Source organism: Selenomonas dianae, from assembly GCF_030644225.1.
Taxonomy (GTDB): domain Bacteria; phylum Bacillota; class Negativicutes; order Selenomonadales; family Selenomonadaceae; genus Centipeda; species Centipeda dianae.
In genome coordinates this window covers 1,440,336-1,462,422 of sequence record NZ_CP128650.1, presented here as the reverse complement: position 1 = coordinate 1,462,422, position 22,087 = coordinate 1,440,336, and the positions used below count along the sequence as shown (strand labels likewise).

At 57.0% G+C, this 22,087-nt stretch carries 24 protein-coding genes and 1 pseudogene; 22 read left to right on the top strand and 3 right to left on the bottom strand.

What is annotated here, in order from left to right; genetic code table 11:
- Window positions 1-23: 23 nt before the first annotated feature.
- From QU667_RS07215 to QU667_RS07150, 14 genes are all read left to right on the top strand, one after another.
- Window positions 24-1,469, top strand: coding sequence for a DUF438 domain-containing protein (locus QU667_RS07215; RefSeq protein WP_304986543.1), 1,446 nt, complete (start codon window positions 24-26; stop codon window positions 1,467-1,469).
- Window positions 1,470-1,746: 277 nt separating this feature from the next.
- Window positions 1,747-2,112, top strand: coding sequence for a sigma factor-like helix-turn-helix DNA-binding protein (locus QU667_RS07210; RefSeq protein ID WP_304986542.1), 366 nt, complete (start codon window positions 1,747-1,749; stop codon window positions 2,110-2,112).
- Window positions 2,109-3,485 (top strand): signal recognition particle protein, encoded by a 1,377-nt coding sequence (ffh, locus tag QU667_RS07205; protein WP_304986541.1) that lies wholly within the window; start codon window positions 2,109-2,111, stop codon window positions 3,483-3,485. Before QU667_RS07210 ends, ffh begins: the two co-directional genes overlap by 4 nt.
- A 30-nt stretch (window positions 3,486-3,515) precedes the next feature.
- Complete coding sequence (gene rpsP, locus QU667_RS07200; protein WP_304986540.1) at window positions 3,516-3,791, top strand: 30S ribosomal protein S16; 276 nt, start codon at window positions 3,516-3,518, stop codon at window positions 3,789-3,791.
- 88 nt (window positions 3,792-3,879) lie between these two features.
- Entirely contained in the window at window positions 3,880-4,107 is a 228-nt protein-coding gene (locus QU667_RS07195) for a KH domain-containing protein (RefSeq protein WP_304986539.1), read from the top strand.
- Window positions 4,108-4,209: 102 nt separating this feature from the next.
- Entirely contained in the window at window positions 4,210-4,620 is a 411-nt protein-coding gene (locus tag QU667_RS07190; protein ID WP_304986538.1) for a YlqD family protein, read from the top strand.
- Window positions 4,592-5,101: a ribosome maturation factor RimM gene (gene rimM, locus QU667_RS07185; RefSeq protein WP_304986537.1), complete on the top strand. Its 510-nt coding sequence runs from the start codon at window positions 4,592-4,594 to the stop codon at window positions 5,099-5,101. Before QU667_RS07190 ends, rimM begins: the two co-directional genes overlap by 29 nt.
- 122 nt (window positions 5,102-5,223) lie before the next feature.
- On the top strand, window positions 5,224-5,700 hold the full coding sequence (gene tsaE / locus QU667_RS07180) for a tRNA (adenosine(37)-N6)-threonylcarbamoyltransferase complex ATPase subunit type 1 TsaE (protein WP_304986536.1): 477 nt from the start codon (window positions 5,224-5,226) through the stop codon (window positions 5,698-5,700).
- Window positions 5,681-6,400, top strand: coding sequence for a tRNA (adenosine(37)-N6)-threonylcarbamoyltransferase complex dimerization subunit type 1 TsaB (gene tsaB, locus QU667_RS07175; protein ID WP_304986535.1), 720 nt, complete (start codon window positions 5,681-5,683; stop codon window positions 6,398-6,400). The genes tsaE and tsaB overlap by 20 nt, the downstream gene beginning before the upstream one ends.
- Window positions 6,397-6,897 (top strand): ribosomal protein S18-alanine N-acetyltransferase, encoded by a 501-nt coding sequence (gene rimI / locus QU667_RS07170; protein WP_304986534.1) that lies wholly within the window; start codon window positions 6,397-6,399, stop codon window positions 6,895-6,897. Before tsaB ends, rimI begins: the two co-directional genes overlap by 4 nt.
- Window positions 6,848-7,870 carry a tRNA (adenosine(37)-N6)-threonylcarbamoyltransferase complex transferase subunit TsaD gene (tsaD, locus tag QU667_RS07165; protein ID WP_304986533.1) on the top strand — a complete coding sequence of 341 codons (1,023 nt, stop codon included), beginning with the start codon at window positions 6,848-6,850 and terminating at the stop codon, window positions 7,868-7,870. The genes rimI and tsaD overlap by 50 nt, the downstream gene beginning before the upstream one ends.
- A gap of 143 nt (window positions 7,871-8,013) precedes the next feature.
- Complete coding sequence (locus tag QU667_RS07160; protein WP_304986532.1) at window positions 8,014-10,077, top strand: PRD domain-containing protein; 2,064 nt, start codon at window positions 8,014-8,016, stop codon at window positions 10,075-10,077.
- Between the two features lie 35 nt (window positions 10,078-10,112).
- A complete protein-coding gene (locus QU667_RS07155; protein ID WP_304986531.1) occupies window positions 10,113-12,011 on the top strand; it encodes a PTS mannitol transporter subunit IICBA in 1,899 nt (632 codons plus the stop codon).
- 235 nt (window positions 12,012-12,246) lie between these two features.
- A complete protein-coding gene (locus QU667_RS07150) occupies window positions 12,247-13,398 on the top strand; it encodes a mannitol-1-phosphate 5-dehydrogenase (RefSeq protein WP_304986530.1) in 1,152 nt (383 codons plus the stop codon).
- A 62-nt stretch (window positions 13,399-13,460) separates the two neighbouring features.
- Here the strand turns inward: QU667_RS07150 and QU667_RS07145 are convergent, their stop codons facing one another.
- Together QU667_RS07145 and QU667_RS07140 are read right to left on the bottom strand one after the other, a co-directional pair.
- Complete coding sequence (locus QU667_RS07145) at window positions 13,461-13,940, bottom strand: hypothetical protein (protein WP_304986529.1); 480 nt, start codon at window positions 13,938-13,940, stop codon at window positions 13,461-13,463.
- A gap of 75 nt (window positions 13,941-14,015) precedes the next feature.
- Window positions 14,016-14,300 (bottom strand): DUF7674 family protein, encoded by a 285-nt coding sequence (locus QU667_RS07140; protein WP_304986528.1) that lies wholly within the window; start codon window positions 14,298-14,300, stop codon window positions 14,016-14,018.
- 164 nt (window positions 14,301-14,464) lie between these two features.
- On the opposite strand from QU667_RS07140, the gene QU667_RS07135 reads away from it, so the two are divergent.
- Window positions 14,465-15,454 carry an aldo/keto reductase gene (locus QU667_RS07135; RefSeq protein WP_304986527.1) on the top strand — a complete coding sequence of 330 codons (990 nt, stop codon included), beginning with the start codon at window positions 14,465-14,467 and terminating at the stop codon, window positions 15,452-15,454.
- Here the strand turns inward: QU667_RS07135 and QU667_RS11625 are convergent.
- Window positions 15,443-15,602 (bottom strand): annotated as a pseudogene (locus QU667_RS11625) (secretion protein HlyD). The gene QU667_RS07135 and the pseudogene QU667_RS11625 sit on opposite strands and share 12 nt — an antisense overlap.
- Before the next feature lie 259 nt (window positions 15,603-15,861).
- Between QU667_RS11625 and QU667_RS07125 the strand changes: the two are divergent.
- From QU667_RS07125 to QU667_RS07095, 7 genes are read left to right on the top strand one after another with little or no spacing between them, the layout of a single operon-like run.
- Window positions 15,862-16,503 (top strand): ABC transporter ATP-binding protein, encoded by a 642-nt coding sequence (locus QU667_RS07125; RefSeq protein ID WP_304986526.1) that lies wholly within the window; start codon window positions 15,862-15,864, stop codon window positions 16,501-16,503.
- Window positions 16,460-17,116: a heme exporter protein CcmB gene (locus QU667_RS07120; protein WP_304986525.1), complete on the top strand. Its 657-nt coding sequence runs from the start codon at window positions 16,460-16,462 to the stop codon at window positions 17,114-17,116. The genes QU667_RS07125 and QU667_RS07120 overlap by 44 nt, the downstream gene beginning before the upstream one ends.
- A gap of 13 nt (window positions 17,117-17,129) precedes the next feature.
- On the top strand, window positions 17,130-17,747 hold the full coding sequence (ccsA, locus tag QU667_RS07115) for a cytochrome c biogenesis protein CcsA (protein ID WP_304986524.1): 618 nt from the start codon (window positions 17,130-17,132) through the stop codon (window positions 17,745-17,747).
- Window positions 17,740-18,114 (top strand): cytochrome c maturation protein CcmE domain-containing protein, encoded by a 375-nt coding sequence (locus QU667_RS07110; RefSeq protein ID WP_006691539.1) that lies wholly within the window; start codon window positions 17,740-17,742, stop codon window positions 18,112-18,114. The genes ccsA (QU667_RS07115) and QU667_RS07110 overlap by 8 nt, the downstream gene beginning before the upstream one ends.
- Entirely contained in the window at window positions 18,111-20,243 is a 2,133-nt protein-coding gene (gene ccsA / locus QU667_RS07105; protein ID WP_304986523.1) for a cytochrome c biogenesis protein CcsA, read from the top strand. Before QU667_RS07110 ends, ccsA (QU667_RS07105) begins: the two co-directional genes overlap by 4 nt.
- Window positions 20,244-20,269: 26 nt before the next feature.
- The gene (locus QU667_RS07100; protein WP_021685403.1) at window positions 20,270-20,752 is read left to right on the top strand and encodes a cytochrome c3 family protein; all 483 of its coding nucleotides are present in this window, start codon (window positions 20,270-20,272) and stop codon (window positions 20,750-20,752) included.
- Window positions 20,745-22,049, top strand: a complete 1,305-nt coding sequence (locus tag QU667_RS07095) for an ammonia-forming cytochrome c nitrite reductase subunit c552 (RefSeq protein WP_304986522.1) — start codon at window positions 20,745-20,747, stop codon at window positions 22,047-22,049. The genes QU667_RS07100 and QU667_RS07095 overlap by 8 nt, the downstream gene beginning before the upstream one ends.
- Window positions 22,050-22,087 lie beyond the last annotated feature (38 nt).

The following is a 22,087-nucleotide window of genomic DNA, read 5'->3' as shown; positions in this document are numbered from 1 at the left end:
AATATAGATAAAGGAGAGAACCCATGGAAAAGGTACTCGATCTGAAAAAGACGGTCGCCGAGCTGGTGGAGGAGAATCCCGAAGTCAGCGAGATCATGGCGGGGATCGGCTTTCAGGAGATTACGAATCCCGTTGCGCTGAACGTGATGGGACGCATCATGACGATTCCGCGCGGCGCGGCAGTGAAGGGGATCGAGCTCTCGAAGGTCATCGCGGCGTTCGAGGAGCGTGGCTACCGAGTTATCAGCGATGATGTACAGTCGCGGCAGGGACGCATTCGGAACTTCATCGAACGCCTGTCGGGCGGCGAGGATCTCGATGCCGTCCGTGCGGATTTCGTGCAGGAGTTCAGTCACGTTGAGGCACAGGAGATTATGGATGCGGAGCAGACGCTCATCAAGGAGGGGATGCCGATCACAGAGGTACAGCGTCTCTGCGACGTGCATTCGGCACTCTTTCACGGTGTGGCGAGCGAGCCGCCGGCGGGTGCGCTCTCGCATGACGAGATTCACGCACAGGCGGCTTCGGTAAGTCCCGACGACATCGACGAGCTGCCCGAGGGGCATCCGCTCACAATTCTGCGTGCGGAGAATACGGCACTCGACGCGCTGCTCGATACGATTGCGGACGAGTTGGACGGCGCAAAGCGTACGGATGTCATGCTCCGGCACATTCTCGCGCTCGGTGATGTGCGCTCCCACTACATCAAGAAGGAAGAGCTGCTGATGCCGATTCTCTACGACTACGGTGTCACGGGACCCTCGCAGGTCATGTGGGGCATCGACGATGAGATGAAGCGCGAGCTCGCCATGATGATCAAGGCACTCAAGGCGGATGCAGAGACGCTGCCGCTGTACGAGGCACGGATCCGTGCACTCGTGCAGCGCATTCGCGAGATGATCTTCAAGGAGGAGAAGATTCTCTTCCCGCTCAGCCTGCGTTATTTCACGCCGATGGAATGGTATCGCTGCTATCATGACCTGCCGGATATGGGGATCTCGTTCGGCGTTCCGATTCCCGCATGGGCGGAGGCGCAGCCGTGGCTCGATCAAGAGGCGGAGCGCCTTGCACGCCCGCAGGTGGATGGGAAGCTCCAGTTCCCGACGGGCGAGCTCTCGATGGAGCAGCTGACGACGATCCTTCAGCTCCTGCCCGTGGACATCACGTTCATCGACAAGGATGATGTCGTCCGTTTCTTCACGAACGAGGGGCAGGTCTTTACGCGCCCGCTGTCTGCACTCGGCCGCGACGTACTCAACTGCCATCCGCCCGAGATCATCCCCGTGGTGCGGAATCTGATCGCCGACTTCAAGGCGAAGAAGCGCACGCAGATGATTGTGCACCGCTACATCCGCGAGCGTCCGATCCGCGTGCACTATCAGGCGATGTACGATGCGGCGGGCGAGTACATCGGCACGGTCGAGTTCGTGACCGACCACGCAGAACCACTGGAAAAGTTTCGTCGCTAAATATTGGAATTGTGGCAATCCCCCACGCGAACACCTCGTTGCGCAAACGTTCGTGCGCTTGTATGCTTAAATACCGGCGGACTTCTTAAACGCGCTTCGCTTGAACGAAAGAAATCCGCCGGGGCATACCGCGCACTTTACTCCCTTGCTCCACTAGGGTTCGCTTTGGGGGACATGCCACATTTCAACCACACAACTCAGTCTGTCAAGAAAAATACTTGACAGGCTTTTCGTTTGCCGTTATAATCGCAACAGTGTTTAGAAACAGGTGATGTGCATGGAGCGGCTCTATTACCTCGCAAGACTGTATGATCTCTACGGCGGGCTTCTCACGGGAAAGCAGCGGGAGAGTCTGCGTCTGCACATCGCGGAGGACTTCTCCCTCGCGGAGATCGGCGAGGAGCTCGGTATCACGCGACAGGCGGCGCATGACAATATCCGCCGTGCCGAGCGTGCGCTTACGGAGATGGAGGAGACGCTTGGGCTCCTTGCGCGTCAACAGGCACAGGAGCAGGCACTTACTGCCGTCTGTGCAAAGTTGCGTGCACTCAGAGAACCAATTACGTGCGCTGACGTGCGCCGCATCGCGGACGAACTGGAACAATACACATCACAGGAGGATACGAAGGAGGTGGGAGAATGATCTTTGAGAATCTGTCCGATCGTTTGCAGGGGATCTTCAAGAAGCTGCGCGGACATGGCAAGCTGACCGAGGACGATGTGAGCGATGCCATGCGCGAGGTGCGGATGGCACTCCTCGAAGCGGATGTGAACTTTAAGGTCGTCAAGGACTTTGTAAAGCGCGTCAAAGAGCGTGCCGTCGGACAGGAGGTGCTCGACACACTCACGGCGGCACAGGCGGTTATCAAGATCGTTGACGAGGAACTGACCGCGCTGATGGGCGGGACGGAGAGCCGCCTGAACATCAGCCCGAACCCGCCGACCGTCATCATGCTTGTGGGGCTCCAGGGCTCGGGTAAGACTACCTCGGCGGGCAAGCTCGCGCTCATGCTGAAGAAACAGGGCAAGCGTCCGCTGCTCGTGGCGGACGACATCTATCGCCCCGCCGCGATCAAGCAGCTTGAAGTCATCGGTGAAAAGGTCGAAGTGCCTGTCTTTTCGCAGGGACAGGAGGATGCCGTCGCCATCGCACGCGCGGCAATCGCACACTCCTCCTCGCACGCGAACGATGTTGTCATCATCGACACGGCGGGACGCTTGCAGATCGACGAAACGCTCATGCAGGAGCTGCGCGACATCAAGGCGGCGGTAAAACCGCATGAGATTCTGCTCGTTGTGGATGCCATGACGGGGCAGGAGGCCGTGAATGTCGCCGAGGCTTTCGACAAATCGCTCGGGCTCGACGGCGTTATCATGACGAAACTCGATGGCGACGCACGTGGCGGTGCTGCACTCTCAATCAGAGCGGTCACGGGGCGCCCTGTGAAATTCGTTGGTATGGGCGAAAAGCTCGAACCGCTTGAAGTGTTCCACCCTGACCGCATGGCATCGCGCATCCTTGGCATGGGCGATGTGCTCTCGCTCGTGGAGAAGGCACAGGAGAACTTCGACCTCGAAAACGCGAAAAAGATGGAGGCGAAGCTCCGCAAGAATGATTTCACGCTCGACGACTTCCTCGATCAGCTGCAGCAGGTCAAGAAACTTGGTTCATTGAACAGCATCCTCGGCATGATCCCGGGGATGGGCAATCTCAAAAAGAAGCTCGGCGATCAGGAGTTTGACCTCGACGGCAGGGAGATGCGCCAACTTGAGGCGATCATCCGCGCGATGACACCGAAGGAGCGCGCGGACATCACCATCATCAACGGCAGCCGCCGCAAGCGCATCGCAGCGGGCAGCGGAACGCGCGTGCAGGACGTGAACAAGCTGCTCAAGCAGTTCGGCGAGATGCGCAAGATGATGAAGAAAATGAAGAAGATGAAGGGCAGGGGCGGAATGCCCTCGATGCCGTCGCTCGGCGGCATGGGGCTTCCGAAGATGCCGTTCTTCAAATAGTAATGCAGCACAACGAAAGGTGGTGAAATTATGGCAGTCAAGATTCGTTTGAACCGCATGGGCGCGAAGAAGAATCCCTTTTATCGCATTGTGGTCGCCGACTCGCGTGCACCGCGTGATGGTCGATTCATCGAGATCCTTGGAAACTACGATCCGTCGAAGCAGCCCGCCCTCGTCAGCATTGACGAGGACAAGGCAATCGACTGGATGAAGAAGGGCGCACAGCCGACCGACACGGTCAGGAACATCCTGAGCAAGAACGGTACGATGGCGAAATTCGCCGAGGCAAAGCGTCAGAAGGACTGACACATACTGTACGCATACGAAAGATTCTTCCACTGTGGTGGAGGAGTCTCTCGCGGCGTACGTATTGCGATGAGGAGAGACGACCGGCGTGAAAGAGATAGTCGAGGTTATCGCAAAATCCTTGGTGGATCATCCGGAAGCTGTCGTCGTTGACGAAACGCAGGATGACCAGGAGGTCATTTTGAGGCTTCGTGTGGCAGAGGATGACATGGGCAAGGTCATCGGCAAGCAGGGGCGCATTGCAAAGGCGCTCCGCAGTGTTGTCAAAGCTGCCGCGACGAAGGAGAATAAGAGGGCAACGGTCGAGATCGGCTGAGCCTATAGGAAGCACTGATAAATTCAGCGATTCCTATGAAAACGGCGTGCGTCTCGGACGGTCGCCGTTTTTGCATATGGATTGCAATAGGAGAGATACAGAGTGGATTCTATTTCGATTAAAGTGCCTGTCACCGTCAAGGCAAAGCTGACGGAAAAGCTGCGTGCGAAGATGCTCAAGGAGATGGAGGAAGGTCTCAGCCGTGCGGAGCTTGAGGTACAGCAGCTCGGCATCCAAGAGAAGCGCGTCATGCAGGAGGCGGAACAGGGGGAGCTGACACCGCAGGCGATTCAGCACATCAATGCGATTCGGCAGGAGCGTCAGCGCCGCCTCGACTATATCGAGGAGACGACGGCACATCGCGAGGAACTGCAAAAGTTCGTCGAGGGTGCAGAGATCGTGCAGGGAACGCTTGAGCGTCAGGTCGAGGCGAAGGTCGGCGACGATATGCGCGAGCTGATGAACGTCGAGATTCTGGTGGAGGATGACAAGATTGTCGCAATCCGCTCCTAAGGGGCGCATTATTATCGGGCGCGTCGGCGCGGCACACGGGATTCATGGCGATCTGCGCGTGATTCCGCTGACGGATTTTCCCGAGCGGTTCGCTGCGCTGCGCGAGGTCATGGTGGGCGATGAACTCCTGCACGTCGAGAGCGCACGTCCGCAGGGGAAGAACTTTCTCATGCGCTTTCGTGAGTACGCTGTCCGCGAGGACGCGCAGAAACTTACGGGACGGCTGCTCACGGTCGCACGCGCGGAGGCGGCACCGCTCGACGAGGGCGAGTATTATGTCTTTGACATCGTGGGACTGACGGTCTGCGATGAGGAGGATAACGAGCTCGGCACGGTCGAGGATGTTCTTCGGACGGGCAGCAACGATGTGTACGCTGTGCGCAGTGAGGACGGGCGTGAAATCCTCATCCCCGCCCTGCGAAAGGTCGTACGAGCGATTGATGTGGCAGGCGGACGCATGACGGTGCGGCTGCCGGAATAGGTGGACAGGCGGACGGGGAGAACCTCTCTCCGCGCCGCTTTTTCTTTTTTTGCGAAACAAGGACGTTCGTGCTATAATGTATCCAAAGGTTCTATTTTCTTCATAATAAAAGGGGACGGAATATGCTCACCTGTATCACGCAATCGCCTGAGGAGACTGCGCATTTAGCGGGAACGATCGGTAAAATCATCCACGAGGGGACGGTGATCTGCCTCGATGGAGAACTTGGTGTGGGCAAGACCCTCTTTGTACGTGCTCTCGCGCGGACGCTCGGCGTGGAGAGCGATGTGACGAGCCCGACATTTAACCTCATGAATATCTACGAGGCGGCATGTCCCATTGTGCATTTTGACCTCTATCGGATCGCATCCGAGGAGGAACTGGAGGAAATCGGCTTCTATGAATATGCGGAAGCGACGGAGGGCATTGTGCTGATCGAGTGGGCGGAGAAATTCCCCGATGCGATGCCGGATGACCGTCTGCAGGTAAACATTGCGGCACTCGGCGAGGAGCAGCGGCAGTTTACCTTTGCCGCCGAGGGCGAGTTGAGCACGGCATTGTTGGAGGAGTTGAGCGAGATTGTCGATCCTGAGCATTGATACCTCCTCACAGGTTTCAAGCGTCGCCGTCCTCTCAGCGGAGCGCGTCGCGGCAGAGATCTCTATGCAAGGCGCGTTGACCCACTCGGAAACGTTGATGCCGCACATCGAGACGGTGCTCCGCATGGCACGTGTGGAAAAATCTGAACTCGGGGGAATTGCCGTCAGCATCGGCCCCGGCTCGTTCACGGGGCTGCGCATCGGACTTGCGGCGGCAAAGATGATGGCGTATGCCCTGCACATCCCGCTCATCGCTGTACCGACACTTGAGACGCTTGCCCATCACTGTATCTGTGAGGGAATGCGCCTCGTGCCTATGATGGACGCGCAGAAGGGGAACGTCTACGTGCAGGAGTTCACATGGCGTGCAGATGGCGATGTGCTGAACCTTCATGAGGAGAGTCCCCTTGCGATTCTGCCACTCACAGAGGTTATTGCCTCACTCGCGGGAACGGAGCAGCCCGTGCTTCTGCTCGGCGATGCCATGCAGAAGAAAATATCGCTTTCTTTGCCCACAAATGTACGACTTGCGCCGATTCATGCGCGTATGCCGCGTGCGGCGTGTGTGGGGCTCTCGGCACTCACGCGGCTTGCACGCGGGGAAAACGACGATCCCATGACGGTCGCGCCGCTCTATCTGCGCCGCAGCGAGGCGGAGGTGCTGTGGGAGAAACGTCACGGCGCGGAGGGGGCGCAGTGATTCACTTTCGTACACTGCTGCCGGAGGACGCGGAGGGCGTGGCTGCTGTCGAGCGTGAGAGTTTTCCGACACCGTGGTCGCGTGAGGATTTTTGGCGCGAGGCATCCAATGCGTTTGCGTACTATATCGTCGCGCTCGACGATGCGGACATCATCGGCTTTGGCGGCTGCTGGATCTCGTTCGAGGAAGCGCAGGTGACGAATATCGCACTGACCGCTTCGCAGCGGGGCAGGGGACTGGGTAAAGTCCTCATGGAAAAGCTGATGTGCGCGGCTGCGGAGCGCGGCGTGGAGCGCATGACGCTCGAAGTGCGGCCATCGAATACGCCCGCGCTGCGCCTCTATGAAGGATTGGGCTTTGCGGCAGTCGGCGTGCGCAAGAAATACTATCAGGACAACGATGAGGACGCGATCCTGATGTGGCATACGAAGTTAAAGGAATTTGCAGATGAACGATGTGCGGGAAAAACTGACCCTCGGGATAGAGACGAGCTGTGACGAAACCTCGGCGGCGGTGCTGCGCGGGACACGCGACCTGCGCTCGTGCGTGATCGCGACGCAGATCCCGATTCATCAGAAATACGGCGGCGTTGTGCCCGAGATCGCATCGCGCAACCACATCCTGAGCATCCTGCCCGTCGTCGAGCAGGCACTTGAGGAAGCGGACGTCGGGCTTGCGGACATCGATCAGATCGCCGTCACGTATGGGCCGGGGCTTGTCGGGGCACTTCTCGTCGGCGTGTCGGCGGCGAAAGCCCTTGCGTTCTCCCTCGGTGTTCCGCTCATCGGCGTGAACCATCTGGAGGGGCATATCTTTGCGAACTTCCTTGCGACGGAGGATCTCACGCCGCCCTTTATGGCTCTCGTCGTATCGGGAGGACATACGGCACTCGTCGATGTGGCGGACTACGAGACGTTCCGTCAGATGGGCAGGACGCGCGACGATGCGGCGGGTGAGGCGTTTGACAAGGTGGCGCGCGTGATGGGGCTGCCGTACCCGGGTGGCCCCGAGATCGACAGACTGGCACGTGCGGGTGACCCCTCTGCAATCGACTTCCCGCGTGCACTCGCACAGGAGGGGAACTATGAGTTCAGCTTCAGCGGGCTGAAATCGGCCGTGCTGAACTACATCAACAGCGAGAAGATGAAGGGGCACGAACTGAACAAGGCGGACATTGCCGCCTCGTTCCAGTCCGCCGTCGTCGAGGTGCTTGTCCACAAGGCATTCGAGGCGATCCGTGCGGCGGGGCGCGATACGCTCGTCCTTGCGGGCGGTGTCGCGGCGAATGCGGCTCTTGAGAAGCGTCTGCGTACGACGGCAGCGGCGGAGGGCGTGCGTTATCTCTATCCGCCGCCGCGCCTGTGTACGGACAACGCCGCCATGATCGCCTGCCGTGGCGCGTATCAGGCGGCGGCAGGGAAGTACAGCGATCTCTATCTGAATGCCGTGCCGGGACTGGATTTTCAGTGAAATAATGTTGGGCTGATGTGTGGTGCATCGGCTCTTTTTATTTGTCCGTAAGTCCTCATGACAAAGAGCAAGGTCTTTTCATTGCAGATATGAATGCCATTCGTTATAATAAAAAATGTCAACGGTCGAAAGGGGGCGGACAGATGGAACTGACGGCACGTATGCGGGCGATTCTGTCCGTGCTCCTTACCGCAGACGGCTATGCGCCCGCCGAGCGCATAGCCTCCATGCTTGGGGTCAGTGCGCGTACCGTTACGCGTGAGATGCACGGGTTGGAGGCGGCTCTTATGCCGCATGGGATTACCCTCCTCAGACGTACAGGGGCAGGCTTTATGCTTGCGGGTGACGTGGAAAATCTTGCGGCATTTCGCAAACGCCTTGCCGCAGACGAAGACGCGCAGGAGGAACTGACACCGGATCAGCGTCGCTCTGTTCTTGCGAGCCGTCTCCTCATGGCGGACGAGCCGATGAAACTCTTTACGCTTGCGCGGCTTCTGAATGTGACGGACAGCACCATCAGTCACGATCTCGACCGGATTCAGCCGCTTTTTGCGGAGCAGGGGATTACGCTTGTGCGCCGCCCCGGTCTCGGGGTCTATGTCGAGGGCGCGGAGCGGGACATCCGCAGTGCGCTTGTCCGCAGCATCCATGACCGCATGGATGAAAAGGAACTCCTCGCGCTCATCGGCGACGATGAGGATGGGGAAGGGGCTGCATCAGCGGCGGACAGAGCTCTGCTGGGGTTTGTCGATGGGACGCAGGTACGGACGATTGACGAGATCGTTGCTGCGCAGACGCGGGGGCGGCATATCCCCGATACCGCGCGTGTCGGGCTTGTCGTTCATCTCGCACTTGCCGTGCGGCGGATGCAGCAAAGCGATGCGATTCGGATGGATGCGGGGATGTTCGCGAAGCTGCGCCGGACGGAGGAGTTCCGTGCGGCACAGATGATTGCGGTGCGTTTGGGGGAGGTGTTTTCACTCTCCGTGCCGGAGGCGGAGGTCGGCTATATCACGATGCATCTTCTCGGTGTACGCGGAACGTCGCTTCCCGCAGAAACCGGGCGCGTCGATAATTTCCGCCTCGTGCAGATCGCACAGTCGATCATGCGGCGTGCAGCGGAGCAGAGCGGTGCGCCGCTCCAGCGCAGCCGCACCTTGCTTTCGGGGCTCGTGAACCATCTTGCCCCCGCACTGCATCGACTGAAACTCCACATGGACATCCGCAATCCGCTCCTCGCGCAGATGGAGGAAGAACATCCGGAATTGATGGCACTCGCGCGGCACGCCGCCTCGATGATGGAGGCGGAGGCAGGGACAGCCCTTCCCGATGATGAGATTGCCTATATCGCGATGCACCTTGGGGCGGCACTCACTGAGGCGGGCGGAGATCGTCCCGCCGTGCGTGTGCTTGTCACGTGTCCCACGGGGCTGGGGACGAGCCGCTTGCTCGCGAGCCGCGTCCGACGTGTCTATGAACAAATTCGTGTCGTTGGGGAAATTTCATCTCTTGCGCTTACGGCACAGGAGGTCAGGAGACGCGGTGCAGATTTTGTCATATCCACCGTTCCGCTGCCGCAGCTCCCCGTGCCCGTCGTCGTTGCCAGTGTTTTTCTGACGGCTTCCGACCGCGCGCACATCAGTGCCGTGCTTGCCGACTGTGTGCCGCTCCATGTGGCGCAGCAGCCGGAGAAGCCGGGCTTTGCGGCGGCAATGGATGAGATTCATCGTCTGAGTGGTGCTGTTTCCACTGTACTTTCGACGTTTGTCCTGCGGGAGAACGATGGAGCGCAGTCGGTGGAGGCTTTGGTACATTCCGCTGCCCATCTTCTCCTGTCGGAGGACGCTGCTGCGGAGGATTTTGCCGACGCACTCCTGCGGCGGGAACAGATTGCACCGACATTTATTGCGCCGCATACGATTCTCCTCCATGCGCGTATTGCGTGTGCCGGAGTGCCGCATTTCGGCGTTCTGCGCCTTGCAGAGCCGTTTCCCTACGGAGATGGGACAATCCGTGCAGCACTTGTCATGTGTGCGCCGGAGGAGGATGATGCGGGGGCAGACGTCTTCGGTCATATTGCGGCGCAGATGGCGGAGCGTCCCGGCTTCACAGATCTTCTCGTACAGGGTGGCGCAGAGGAGATCCGCAGTGAATTGGAATACGTTTTGGAAGAGCATTTTCGGGAATGTCTCGAACGGCTCTTGTAAGCAAGTTATAATTTATTTTTAGAAGGGGGATTATGATGAGTACACAAGGTGGAGGAGCACAGGAGGCCATGCAGAAATTTGGCCGCTTCCTGTCCGGAATGGTGATGCCGAACATCGGCGCATTTATCGCATGGGGGTTTCTGACGGCGCTGTTCATCCCGACGGGGTGGATGCCGAACGAATACCTCGCACAGGTCGGCGGTCCGATGAGCAAGTGGCTGATTCCTCTGCTGATCGGCTACAGCGGCGGTGCAGCGATCTATGGACATCGCGGCGGCGTCATGGCGGCGATTGCCACGTCGGGCATCATCGCGGGCTCGGATATTCCGATGTTCCTCGGTGCGATGATTATGGGTCCTCTTGGCGGCTGCATCATCAAGAAATTTGACGATGCCATCCGCGACAGCATCCCGGGCGGTTTCGAGATGCTGGTCAACAACTTCTCGCTCGGCATTCTCGGCGGCATCCTCGCGATGATCGCCTACGCCGTCGTCGGCCCCGTGGTCGGCGGTGCGAACGACATCCTGCGCAGCGGCGTGGAGGGAATCGTCGCGATGGGGCTTCTGCCGCTCGCGTCCATCATCATCGAGCCGGCAAAGGTGCTCTTCCTCAACAACGCGCTCAACCACGGCGTACTCAGTCCGCTCGGCATTCAGCAGGCGCAAGAATACGGAAAGTCCATGTTCTTTCTGCTTGAAGCGAACCCGGGTCCCGGTTTCGGCATCCTGCTTGCGTACTGGCTCTTCGGTAAGGGCATGGCAAAGTCGTCCTCGCCGGGTGCGATGATTATTCACGTTCTCGGCGGTATCCACGAAATCTACTTCCCGTACATCCTCATGAAGCCGACGCTCATTGTTGCAGCGATTGCGGGCGGTATGTCCGGTGTCTTTACGCTCGGTATTCTCGGCGGCGGTCTGATTGCACCGTCCTCCCCAGGCTCGATTTTCGCGATCATCGCCATGACGCCGAACGGCTCGGCACTCTTTGCAAACCTCTCGGCGTTCGCCGTTGCGACAGCGGTATCCTGCGCGGTTGCCTCTGTCTTTATCAAGATGTCGAAGGATGTTGAGGAGGATTCTCTTGAGTCGGCACGCGAGAGCATGGCGGACATGAAGAATCGCGGCAAGGATCTCCCTGCCGACAAGAAGGTTGCGGGCAAGGATCTGAAGGTTATCGTCTACGCCTGCGACGCGGGCATGGGCTCGTCCGCGCTCGGTGCGGCGGCACTCCGCAAGAAACTTAAGAAGGACGGCTATACGGACATCTCCGTCACGAACTGCGCCATCGGCGCAATTCCGGGCGAGGCACAGCTTGTCATCTCACATGAAAAACTCGCCGAGCGTGCGCTTGCGGATTCGCCGCAGGCAGAGCACATCTGGGTGCGTGACTTTACGCAGAACAATGTCTATGAAATTGTTACCACACGCCTGAAAGAGGCGGCGGTCGAGGCGGGTGCTCCGGCAACTGATGCCGAGGCTGAGGCGACCGATACGATCAGTGCGGGTGTTCTGCTCAAGGAGAATGTCAAGGTCGGTCTCCCGAGCGTTAGCCGCGAGGAAGCAGTCACGGCAGCGGGCAGGATGCTCGTGGCGAGCGGCTACGTCGACGAGGGCTATGTGCAGGGGATGCTCAACCGCGAACAGGATCTCTCGACCTACATCGGCAAGGGCATCGCGATCCCGCACGGCGAGAATGCGGTCAAGGACACGATCAAGAAGACGGGCATCGTCGTCTGCCAGTATCCCGAGGGTGTCAAGTTCGGCGATGAGACGGCACATCTCGTCATCGGCATTGCAGGCGTCGGCAACGACCACCTTGCGATTCTCGCCAATATTGCGACCATGGTCGGCGACTACACGGATGAGCAGATCGCGGAGCTCTTCAAGACCAAGAGTGCCGATGAACTTTACGAGGTCTTTACAAAGGCGGATTGAGGAAATATACAGACGTGCATGCTCCACGCAAACACTTAGTTGCGTAAGCGTTCGTGCGCTTGTACGCTCAAATACCGTCGGACTTCTTAAACGCGCTGCGCTTGAACGAAAGAAATCCGACGGGGCGTACCGCGCACTTTTCCCGCTTACTCCACTAGGGTTTGCTTAGGAGCATCGCAGTCTCCATTTTCCCGTGACATTTATCATAAATCTGGAAAGCTGAAAGGACATTCCAATGAAACAGGCAATCCATTTCGGCGGCGGCAACATCGGACGCGGCTTTATCGGGGAACTGCTCGTGCGCTCGGGCTACGAGGTTACATTTGTCGATGTCGCGGAGGCACTCGTTGACGAGATCAATGCACGCCGCGCATACGATATTGAGGTGGTCGGGAGCGTTCCGAAGACCATCCACGTCGAGCACGTGAGGGCGATCAACAGCAATGTGAATCTTGAGGGGCTGTTGGACGCATTTGTCACGGCGGACATCGTGACCACCGCCATCGGACCGAACATCCTCAAATTCATTGCGCCGAACATCGCAAAGGGGCTTGCGCGTCGTGTTGCGACGAACGAGGCGCCGCTGAACATCATCGCGTGCGAGAATATGGTGGGCGGATCGACCGTCCTCAAGAACTTCGTATACGAGCACCTTGCAGACGATGTGAAGGAGAAAGTCACGCGCTGCATCGGCTTCCCCGACGCCGCCGTTGACCGTATCGTACCGATTCAGCATAACGATGATCCGCTGCTCGTGAAGGTCGAGCCGTTCTGCGAATGGGATGTCGACCGCAAGGGCGTGGTCGGTGCAGAGCCGCAGATCGAGGGGCTGACGTGGGTGGACAACCTCGAAGCGTATATCGAGCGCAAGCTTTTCTCCGTCAACACGGGACACGCCTCCATTGCCTACATGGCATACCTTAACGGGATTGAGGACATCGCATCGGCGATGAAGAACGAGGAGATCGTCGCGTTCGTTCGCCGCGTCTGGTCGGAAACGAGCGAACTGCTCATCGAGAAATACGGCTTTGACCGTGAGAAGCACGCGGCATACATTCACACAGCGGAGGAGCGGTTTAAGAATCCGCATCTCTCCGACGCTGTGACGCGTGTCGCGCGTGGGCCGAAGCGCAAGCTCGGCGCAAAGGATCGCCTCGTTTCTCCCGCGTCGCAGCTTATGGAGCGCGGCAGAAAGCCCGAGGCTCTGGCAACCGTCATCGCCGCCGCCCTCCATTTCGACTTTGCGGATGATCCCGAGGCAGTCGAGGTGCAGAACTACATCAAGGAGAACGGCATTGAGAAGGCGATCACGCACTTTACGGAGATTCCGGCAGGCTCCGAACTCTTCAACCTCATTCTTGAGAAGAATGCAGAGATGAAGAAGTAGTATCGACAGAAAAAACAAAGTAACCCCCGTAGATTCTAGTCTGCGGGGGCTTTTTGTTTGTACTATTTTATCATTTGTTTTCTATGCGCTTCCACGGCGTTCAAGAGCAGTGGATCTGTTTCCGGCAAATATTGTGGATTATCGTATAGATTGATTTTCGGATCACTGGATCTCGGTAAAATCTCCAATGCAAGGCTGTCCAGAATGTCCATTTCGTCATATTTTTTGGTGTTCATGTCAATCCGAGCGTAGAAATATCCGAGAAATTCATACGGGTTCGGAATGGGATGTTTGTGCCATTCATAGATCCAGTAGAGATGCGCAAAGTTGATTGCGGCTTCAGGTGTTTTGCAGTTTGTATGCAAATAATCGGATGCCGCACGGTATACACCACTCCATCTATGTGTTTTTATAAGATTTTCAGCGGAATCTTCCAGTTGATACAGATCCTCTTCAGATAATTCTTCATCCCAGTATCTGTTAAAGAGAACGTTGATGTTCCTGTTCAATTCATTTTCCCCAAAGGGATGGATGCCGCTCATGAGAATGTTTTTTGTCAGTACTTCATCGTTGATATAGTCTATGAATTCTTGTGAGATATGTCTGCCGAAAGACTTCTACATTTGTTCATGATCTGAGATGCTTTCAAGGATGGTTACATCAATCACATTTCTGACTTCATCATCACCATTTTCCCATAGACATTGGATCAGCTTGCAATATTTCCGAAATCGTTCACTCTCTGCGTGCGCCTTGAATTCGTTTTCCATTGGAATATCTATGGTTTCGATTGCAAAAACATGAGCTAATACAGTTTCGTAGTCCCCGATATGCTCTTTGTAATACTGCTTGTTTTCTGGAAATATATTTGTGATATAATTTGCCATTTCTACAATGTTCATGACGATCCTTTCGCTGTGAAGCTGCACAAGGTTTTGTTGTAAACAGTATAACATACTCCATCTATATAAGAGCGCTTTCCAAGAAAGGAAAGTAATGGGATGGAGCATAAATGTGATATAATACTGCTTATGATTTTGCAGAAGCTATACAGGGAGGATTTACATTGAACTACCGCAAACTTGGAAATCTCACGGTTTCATCCGTCGGGCTCGGGTGTATGGGCATGAGCCAGTCTTACGGCGCGCCCGCCGACAAGAAGGAGATGCGTGAGCTGATTGCCGCCGCTGTGGATATGGGCATTACGCTCTTTGACACGGCAGAGGTATATGGCACGTCCGATGATCCGCATGACAATGAAAAACTCGTCGGGGCGGCACTTGCGCCCTATCGCGACAAGGTCGTCCTCGCGACGAAGTTCGGCATCCATTTCGACATGAGCCTGTTGAAACAGGGGAAAAGCCCCATTGTCCCCGACGCGCGTCCCGAGGTGATCCGTGCGTCCGTGGATGCATCGCTGCAGCGGCTCGGCATGGACTGCATCGACCTCTACTATCAACATCGCGTCGATCCGAAGATCCCCGTCGAGGAGGTCGCGGGTGTAATGGGGGATCTGATAAAGGAGGGAAAGATTCGCCACTGGGGTATCTCCGAAGCAATGGAGGAGGACGTTCGCCGTGCTCATGCCGTCTGCCCGCTCACGGCGGTACAGAACCGTTACTCCATGATGGCTCGTGCGTATGAGGTGCTCTTTCCTGTGCTTGAGGAGCTGAACATCGGCTTTGTGGCGTTTTCGCCGTTTGCGAACGGTGTGCTTACGGGCGCATACAACAAATCCTCGATATTCGAGGCGGGGGATATGCGTGCGCGGATGCCTCAGTTCAGTGCGGCGGCGATGGAGGAAAACGGTCAGCTGCTCGCACTCCTTCAAAAGCTCGCCGCCGAGAAGGGTGCGACGTGCGGACAGATCGCGCTCGCGTGGATGCTCTGCAAGAAGCCGTACATCGTACCGATCCCGGGGACGCGTAAGTATTCGCGTCTTGCAGAGAATGCAGGTGCAGCGGACATCGCACTCACGTCTGAGGAAGTTGCTGCGATTGATGCTCATTTGGAGACGATTCCAATGTCGGCTGTTTTTGGCATCCTACGAAACTAAGGGAAGCGCTGATAAATTCAGCACCGCCATCTTGACGCATCTTTTTTGCCCGCACTGTGTCGGCAAATCCTCCACATAGCCCTTGCTATGCGTCCGGTTTGCCTCCTTGTTCGGACGAAAAAATCTACGCCAATCTGACGGACTTCATTTTATCAGCGATTCCCAAACTGTGACAAACATCACTGTGTAGTGATAAATTTTATATATGCTGAAAAATAATGAAGAAGCGGCCGGAATTTCATGATGAAGTTCTGGCCGTTTCGCTTATTCCCGAAATATCAAGAGATATGAAGCACATTCATTTTTGAAATAGGATACAGCTATAGAAAAGACTAATATAAAATATGTATTTCATTTTTCTTTCATATCCGTGTTAAAATAAACCAAAGTTATGGAAGGGATAGCCTATGGTCGAGATTCGTTTGAACGATGTCAGTCAAATGTTTGAAGGGCGTGAAGTCCTGCATCAACTGACACATTCCTTTCATGGCGGCAGTGTGACAGCCATTGCCGGGGCGAATGGCAGCGGGAAATCGACGCTTCTGCGTCTTGCGGCACGGCTCATGCTTCCAACATCCGGGACGATTGATACGCTTCTGGATGGTACACCTGTCAATGGAGCGGACTATCGCAGACTGCTTGCAATGGCGACGCCGGAGATGGAACTGTATACGCGCCTGACGGTGCGTGAGAATCTCACATTCTTACTAGCTGCACGCGGTATTGGGTGTGAGGATGGGGCTTTGCAGGAGCTTCTCGTGCGTGTCGGACTGCCCGCAGAGGTTCTGCCCCGTATGACAGGGCAGCTCTCGACAGGGATGCGTCAGCGCGTACGGCTCGCCGTCGTCCTCGGTACGGATGCCGAGGTATGGCTGCTCGATGAACCGGGGCTTGCTCTCGATGAACAGGGGCGTGCTCTGCTCCTCAATGAGGCTCGTGCAGCGGCGAAGAGGGGGCGGCTCATCCTGTGGGCGACGAATGAACCGGAGGAAAGGAAGGCGGCGGATGCGTGCTTCGATCTTACGAGCGGCTCTGAATGTCGCCCGTAAAGAACTCCTCGACGGCATTCGCCTCCGCGCCGGCTATGTGACGATGGGGATGTTCGCGCTGACGGTGATCGCCTTTCTGAGTATGTCGCTCGCGTGGGGGACGATGGATGTCCGCCTTGCGTCGGCACTCCTCTGGATTGTGATTTTCTTTGCGGCGACGCTGCAGGGAGAGCGGCTCTTTGCGGAGGAGGCTGCGGCGGGCACGCTGCTCTTTTTGTGGATCTACGTTCCGGCACAGGCGGTTCTCTTCGGCAAGATGGCGGCACATTTCATTACGCTTGTCGTGCTTGCCGCACTCGTTTTTCCTCTTGTTGTCATTTTGATGGATGCGCCGCTTGTCCTTAATCTCACTTTTCTTGCCACATTGGTGTTAGGATTGTGGGGCATGGCGGCAGCAGATACGCTGCTTGCGGCGGTCGCCGCAAATGCGAGCGTGCGCGGGGGGCTTGTTCCCGTCCTGCTGCTTCCGTCCATGCTGCCGATTCTTCTGCCCGCGATTTCGCTCTCGGCAGGCGGGGGAGAGCCGGCGCTTCTTGGCGGGATGCTGATCTATGATATGGCGCTCACGGTGGGCGCATCGATGCTGTTTGATTCTCTCTGGATTGAGAGTTAGAGATGGGGGTCTCATGCTTGCCGGGGTGATTGCCGCTCTGACATTGGCTGTGCTCTACGCCGTGTTTTTTGTCGTCCCTCCTGCTGAGGGGCTGGGCGACTACGTCCGCATTGCATTCTTCCACATCCCATGTGCATGGGTTTCGGTCATCGCGTTCTTCTGCGCAGCCTACTGGGGCGCACGCTATTTGAAAACACGCAATCTTCGCTATGATGCAAAAAGTGCGCGGTCTGCTGTGCTCGGATTGTTTTTTACATTGCTTGCCACGGCAAGCGGAGCGGTGTTTTCAAAGCTCACATGGGGCGCGTACTGGAACTGGGATCCGCGGCAGACGACAATCTTTGTTCTGCTCCTCATCTACGGGGCATACGCCACACTTCGTATGACGATGCAGGACGAGCATGCACGAGCCTCCTCGTCGGCGGTCTACGCACTCTTTTCCTTTATCGCGGTTCCGTTCCTCGTCTTTATCCTGCCGCGGATGTTTTTCTCGCTGCATCCGTCGCCCGTGCTCAACGGGGCGGGGCGGCTCGATATGGATGCGGTGATGCTCGGAACGCTCATATTATCGCTTGTCGATGTGACACTTATGTATGTTTGGCTGATGAAACGGGGGAATCGTCATGCGTAAATACTTCTTCGTTGTACTGATTCTTGGATTTATCGGATATGCGGGGTACTTCTTTGCGGACTCCGTGACCCCCTACGTCAGTGTTGCAGAGGCCCGTACCTCCGAACGGAATGTGCAGGTCAAGGGGCTGCCCGACGACACTGTCGAGCCGCACATGGAGAACAATATGTTCGTGTTCTCCATCTCCGATGAGGAGACGGGCGAGACGATGCTCGTCCGATACAAGGGTGTAAAGCCCGATAACTTTGATGAAGCGTACCACGTTGTCGCGATTGGGAAATATACGGGCGATGCGTTCGCAGCGGACAAGCTGCTCATCAAATGCCCGTCGAAATATGAGGCGGAAAAAGGAAAGGTTCAGGTATGATCGGAACGTTATTCTTGGGTGCGGTTCTGTTCTTTGCCCTTGCTGCAGTGTTCTGTGAGACGCAGGGAAAAACAACCGAAGGACGGATCTGTGCAGCCCTAGCAGGGCTCGCATCGCTTGGTGCAGCGGCGTTCCTCTTCGTCATTATTCTGAACGATGATTTCAGCTACACCTACGTTATCAGTTACTCCTCCATCAGTCTGCCGCTGCTCTACAAGCTCTCCGCATTCTGGGCGGGGCAGCAGGGCTCATTTCTCCTCTGGCTCGTGATTCACGCCGTTGTCGGTGTTCTGATTGCACGCGAGGGTCGGATGACAGCGACGGGGCGCACGATCTACCACGCACTCACCGCGATGCTCGTCCTCCTCGTCCTCTTTAAGAGCCCCTTTGCTCCCGCAGAGACTGTTGCCATGGATGGGCACGGGATGAATCCGCTGCTGCAGGATCCGTGGATGGCGGTGCATCCGCCGATCATCTTTGTGGGCTATGCGCTGCTTGCAGTTCCGTTCGTCTACTCTCTTGAGAGCATGATAAAGGCACCGATGGACGGCAGTTTCCTCGCTCCGATGCGTCGCTGGACGCTCATCGCGTGGGCATTCCTCGGTGCAGGCATCTTCATCGGCGGCTACTGGGCGTACAAGGTGCTCGGGTGGGGCGGCTACTGGGGCTGGGATCCCGTGGAGAACTCCTCGCTTGTCCCGTGGCTGCTCGCCTGTGTTCTGCTTCATCTGATCTCTGTTGCGCGTGGGCGGCGCGGGGCGTTTTACCTCGTTCATCTTGCGGCGACCTTCTCCTACGCATTCGTCCTTTACGGGACATTCCTCACGCGCAGCGGTATTCTCGGTGATTTCTCCGTGCACTCCTTTGCGGGCTCGGACATCGGCCTCTACATCGCCCTTGCCAATGCGGCTGTCCTGCTCTTCGGGCTCGGCGTTCTGATCGTTCGGATTGAACGTCTGCCGAAGGGGGCGGTCTACGAGCAGCACCGCAGCCGAGACTTCCTCGTGCTGCTCGGGATGCTTCTCATCGTATTCATCGTCGCTATCGTATTTTTCGGAATGTCCATGCCGCTCATCTCGGGGCTGCTTGGAGAGAGTGCGGCGGTCGATACGAGCTACTATGTGCGTACCTCGCTGCCGATTGCGGTGCCGCTGGCGCTTCTCATGGCACTCGGCGTACTTCTGCCCTACGGCGGTGGACGCGTCGCACGGCCTGTGTGGATCTTCGTGATCTCCGTGGGCGGCGGCGTTCTCGCGGGGCTGGTCGGAGTCACGGATATTCCGTCGGTTCTGCTCTCCACCTTTGCCCTCCTTGCCGCACTTGCTGCCATTGAGGCATTTCGCCGTCAACGCATTGGTCTGGGCGGGATGGTTGCCCACGTTGGCACGGGACTTGCGCTGCTCGCCTTTATTCTCTCGGGGTCGGGCAGTCAGACAACGACGGTCACACTCATCCCTGACGAGCCGCAGGAGGTCTATGGACACACGATCATCTATCGTGGACAGTCCTTTGCCGAGAGTGGCAGTGAGAAGTCCTACCGCTATGAGGTGGACGGAAGTCTGTGCGAGGCAGTGACAAAGCTGCGTGCAAACGGTGAGGATGCGGCACGTGAGCCTGCAATTGCAAGAAGCCTTGTGGGCGATCTCTATATCGCACCGTCGCCGACCTCGGCGGAGCGTGCCGAGCTGATCCTCCATCGAGGCAAGACTGTCATGGATGAGGGGGACTATGCCTATCGCTACGAATCCATCGCGTTTGAGCCGCAGGGCGGCGGCAAGACCCTCGTCACGGCGCAGATTGCGCTGACGGACGGCGAGGAAGTCGATGATGCCGCACCCACGATCCTTGCGACGGAGACGGGCGGGACATCCCAGCCGATCGAGGTGATGAACGGCAAGTTCCGCATTCGTCTCACGGGTGTCTCGGCGGATGAACGCGACATACGGATCGAGATCCTGCCCTCTGTGGCAGAGGAGGCGGCACTTCCCGTTCCCGCCTCGGTCAGTACGAAGCCCGGCATCTCCATCCTTTGGCTCGCCTGTGTTCTTGTGACTGTCGGTGGTCTCCTGGCAGCCACGCAGGTGGTAAGTCCCGTCAAAGGAGGTGGATCGGAAAAGCGGTCTGAGTGAGAAATCATAGAAGGGAGGAAGGACACATGAATTTGAAGCAGTATGCAAAGGAGCATACGCTGCGCTGTATCATCGGTGCGTTTCTCGTGGGACTGTTCGCCGTCGGCGGCGGCATGCTCATGGACAAGGCCTCGGCGTCGCCGAAGTTCTGCGGTATGTGCCATGCCATGCAGCACGAGGCAAAGACACATGCCATGTCCACACATGCGGACATCGCCTGCGTGGAGTGCCATCTGCCGCACGACAATATTGCCGTTTACTATTTTGAAAAGGGCAAAACAGGCATGCATGACACGCTCCATCAGGTGCTGAACGACTATCCCGTACATATCAAGATCTCCGATCACGGACGGGATATCGTGAATGCCAACTGTCTGCGCTGCCATACATCGACCATGGGGGCGGTATGTCTGGACAGGGGCAAGGACGGAAATGCAAATTGTACGAAGTGTCACAGTGGTATGCCGCATGGTTCCAATCCTTTAGAAGGGGGGATAAGAGTTGAGTAACAGAAAGAAAATCATCGCAGGTGTTGCCGGCGTCTGTGCCCTGTTCTTTGGATTTGTCGCTGTTCGCATCGGCGCACACCCGAACGATGACAGCATCAAACGCGTGCAGATCCAGGGCGATACCGCTGCCAAGATCGGCAAAGAGGCGTACAAGGATGCTTACCCGCTCCAGTACAACTCATTCATGAAAAACAATGAGGAATCTCCGTCGCCCACAGGCTACGGCGGCAGCATGGAGGGCAACAGTCATCTGGAGCACCAGCCCGAGATGCTTGAGAACTTTAAGGGCTATAAGTTTGCCATCCAGTATGACGACGACCGAGGGCATACGTATGCGGGCTACGATCTCCTGCATACGAAGAGGCTTCCGGGACAGAAGGGGAGTTGTCTACAGTGCAAGGGTTCGTATGTTTATGATGTGTACTTCAAAGAAGGTGGATGGGCGTATGCATCGAAGCCGTTTGATGAAGTTGCGGCTCCCATCACGATGGATGAGTGGTTTGGCTGCTCGACCTGCCACGATCCTGAGACGATGGAGCTGCGCGTTTATCAGCAGGGCTTCATTGAGTCGATGGCAAAGCGCGGCATTGATGTGAATGCGGCAACGCACAATGAGATGCGCGCCTACGTCTGCGGGCAATGCCATACGGAGTACTACTTCTCGGCTGAGGATGGCCGTGTAACGCATCCCTATACGAACGGTCTGGATGCCGAGTCCGAGTATCAGTACTACCAGTCCGGACAGGCAGGCGGATTCAAGGGCGACTGGATGCACCCCGACTCCAAGACGATGATGCTCAAGGCGCAGCATCCGGAATTTGAGACGTGGGCGACAAGCGTTCATGCCGATGCGGGTGTCACCTGCGTGGACTGCCACATGCCCTATATGCGTGACGGCGGCAAGAAGTATACCTCGCACTGGATGACGAGCCCGCTGAAGACCACGCAGCAGTCCTGTCTGAAGTGTCATGACGAGAGCGAGGAGACCCTCGTTGCACGCGTCAAGACCATTCATGACAACACGTTCAAACTCCAGCGTATCGCTGGACAGACCGTTGCACGCGCACACCGCACGGTCAAGGCTGCGATGGATGCCGGTGTACCCGATGCAGCTCTCGACGATGCACGCGCGAAGATTCGCGAAGCACAGTGGTACTGGGATTGGGTTGCTGCCGAGAACGGCGTGGGCTTCCACAACCCCGACAAGATCATGCGTACCCTTGGGCTTGCGATTGACCTGGCACATCAGGCAATCGAGTCTGCCGAGGGCGCACGCCACGGCTTCCAGCCGCTCTGATCGGAGCACAAAGAGACTAAAAAAGAATCGCCTCATGT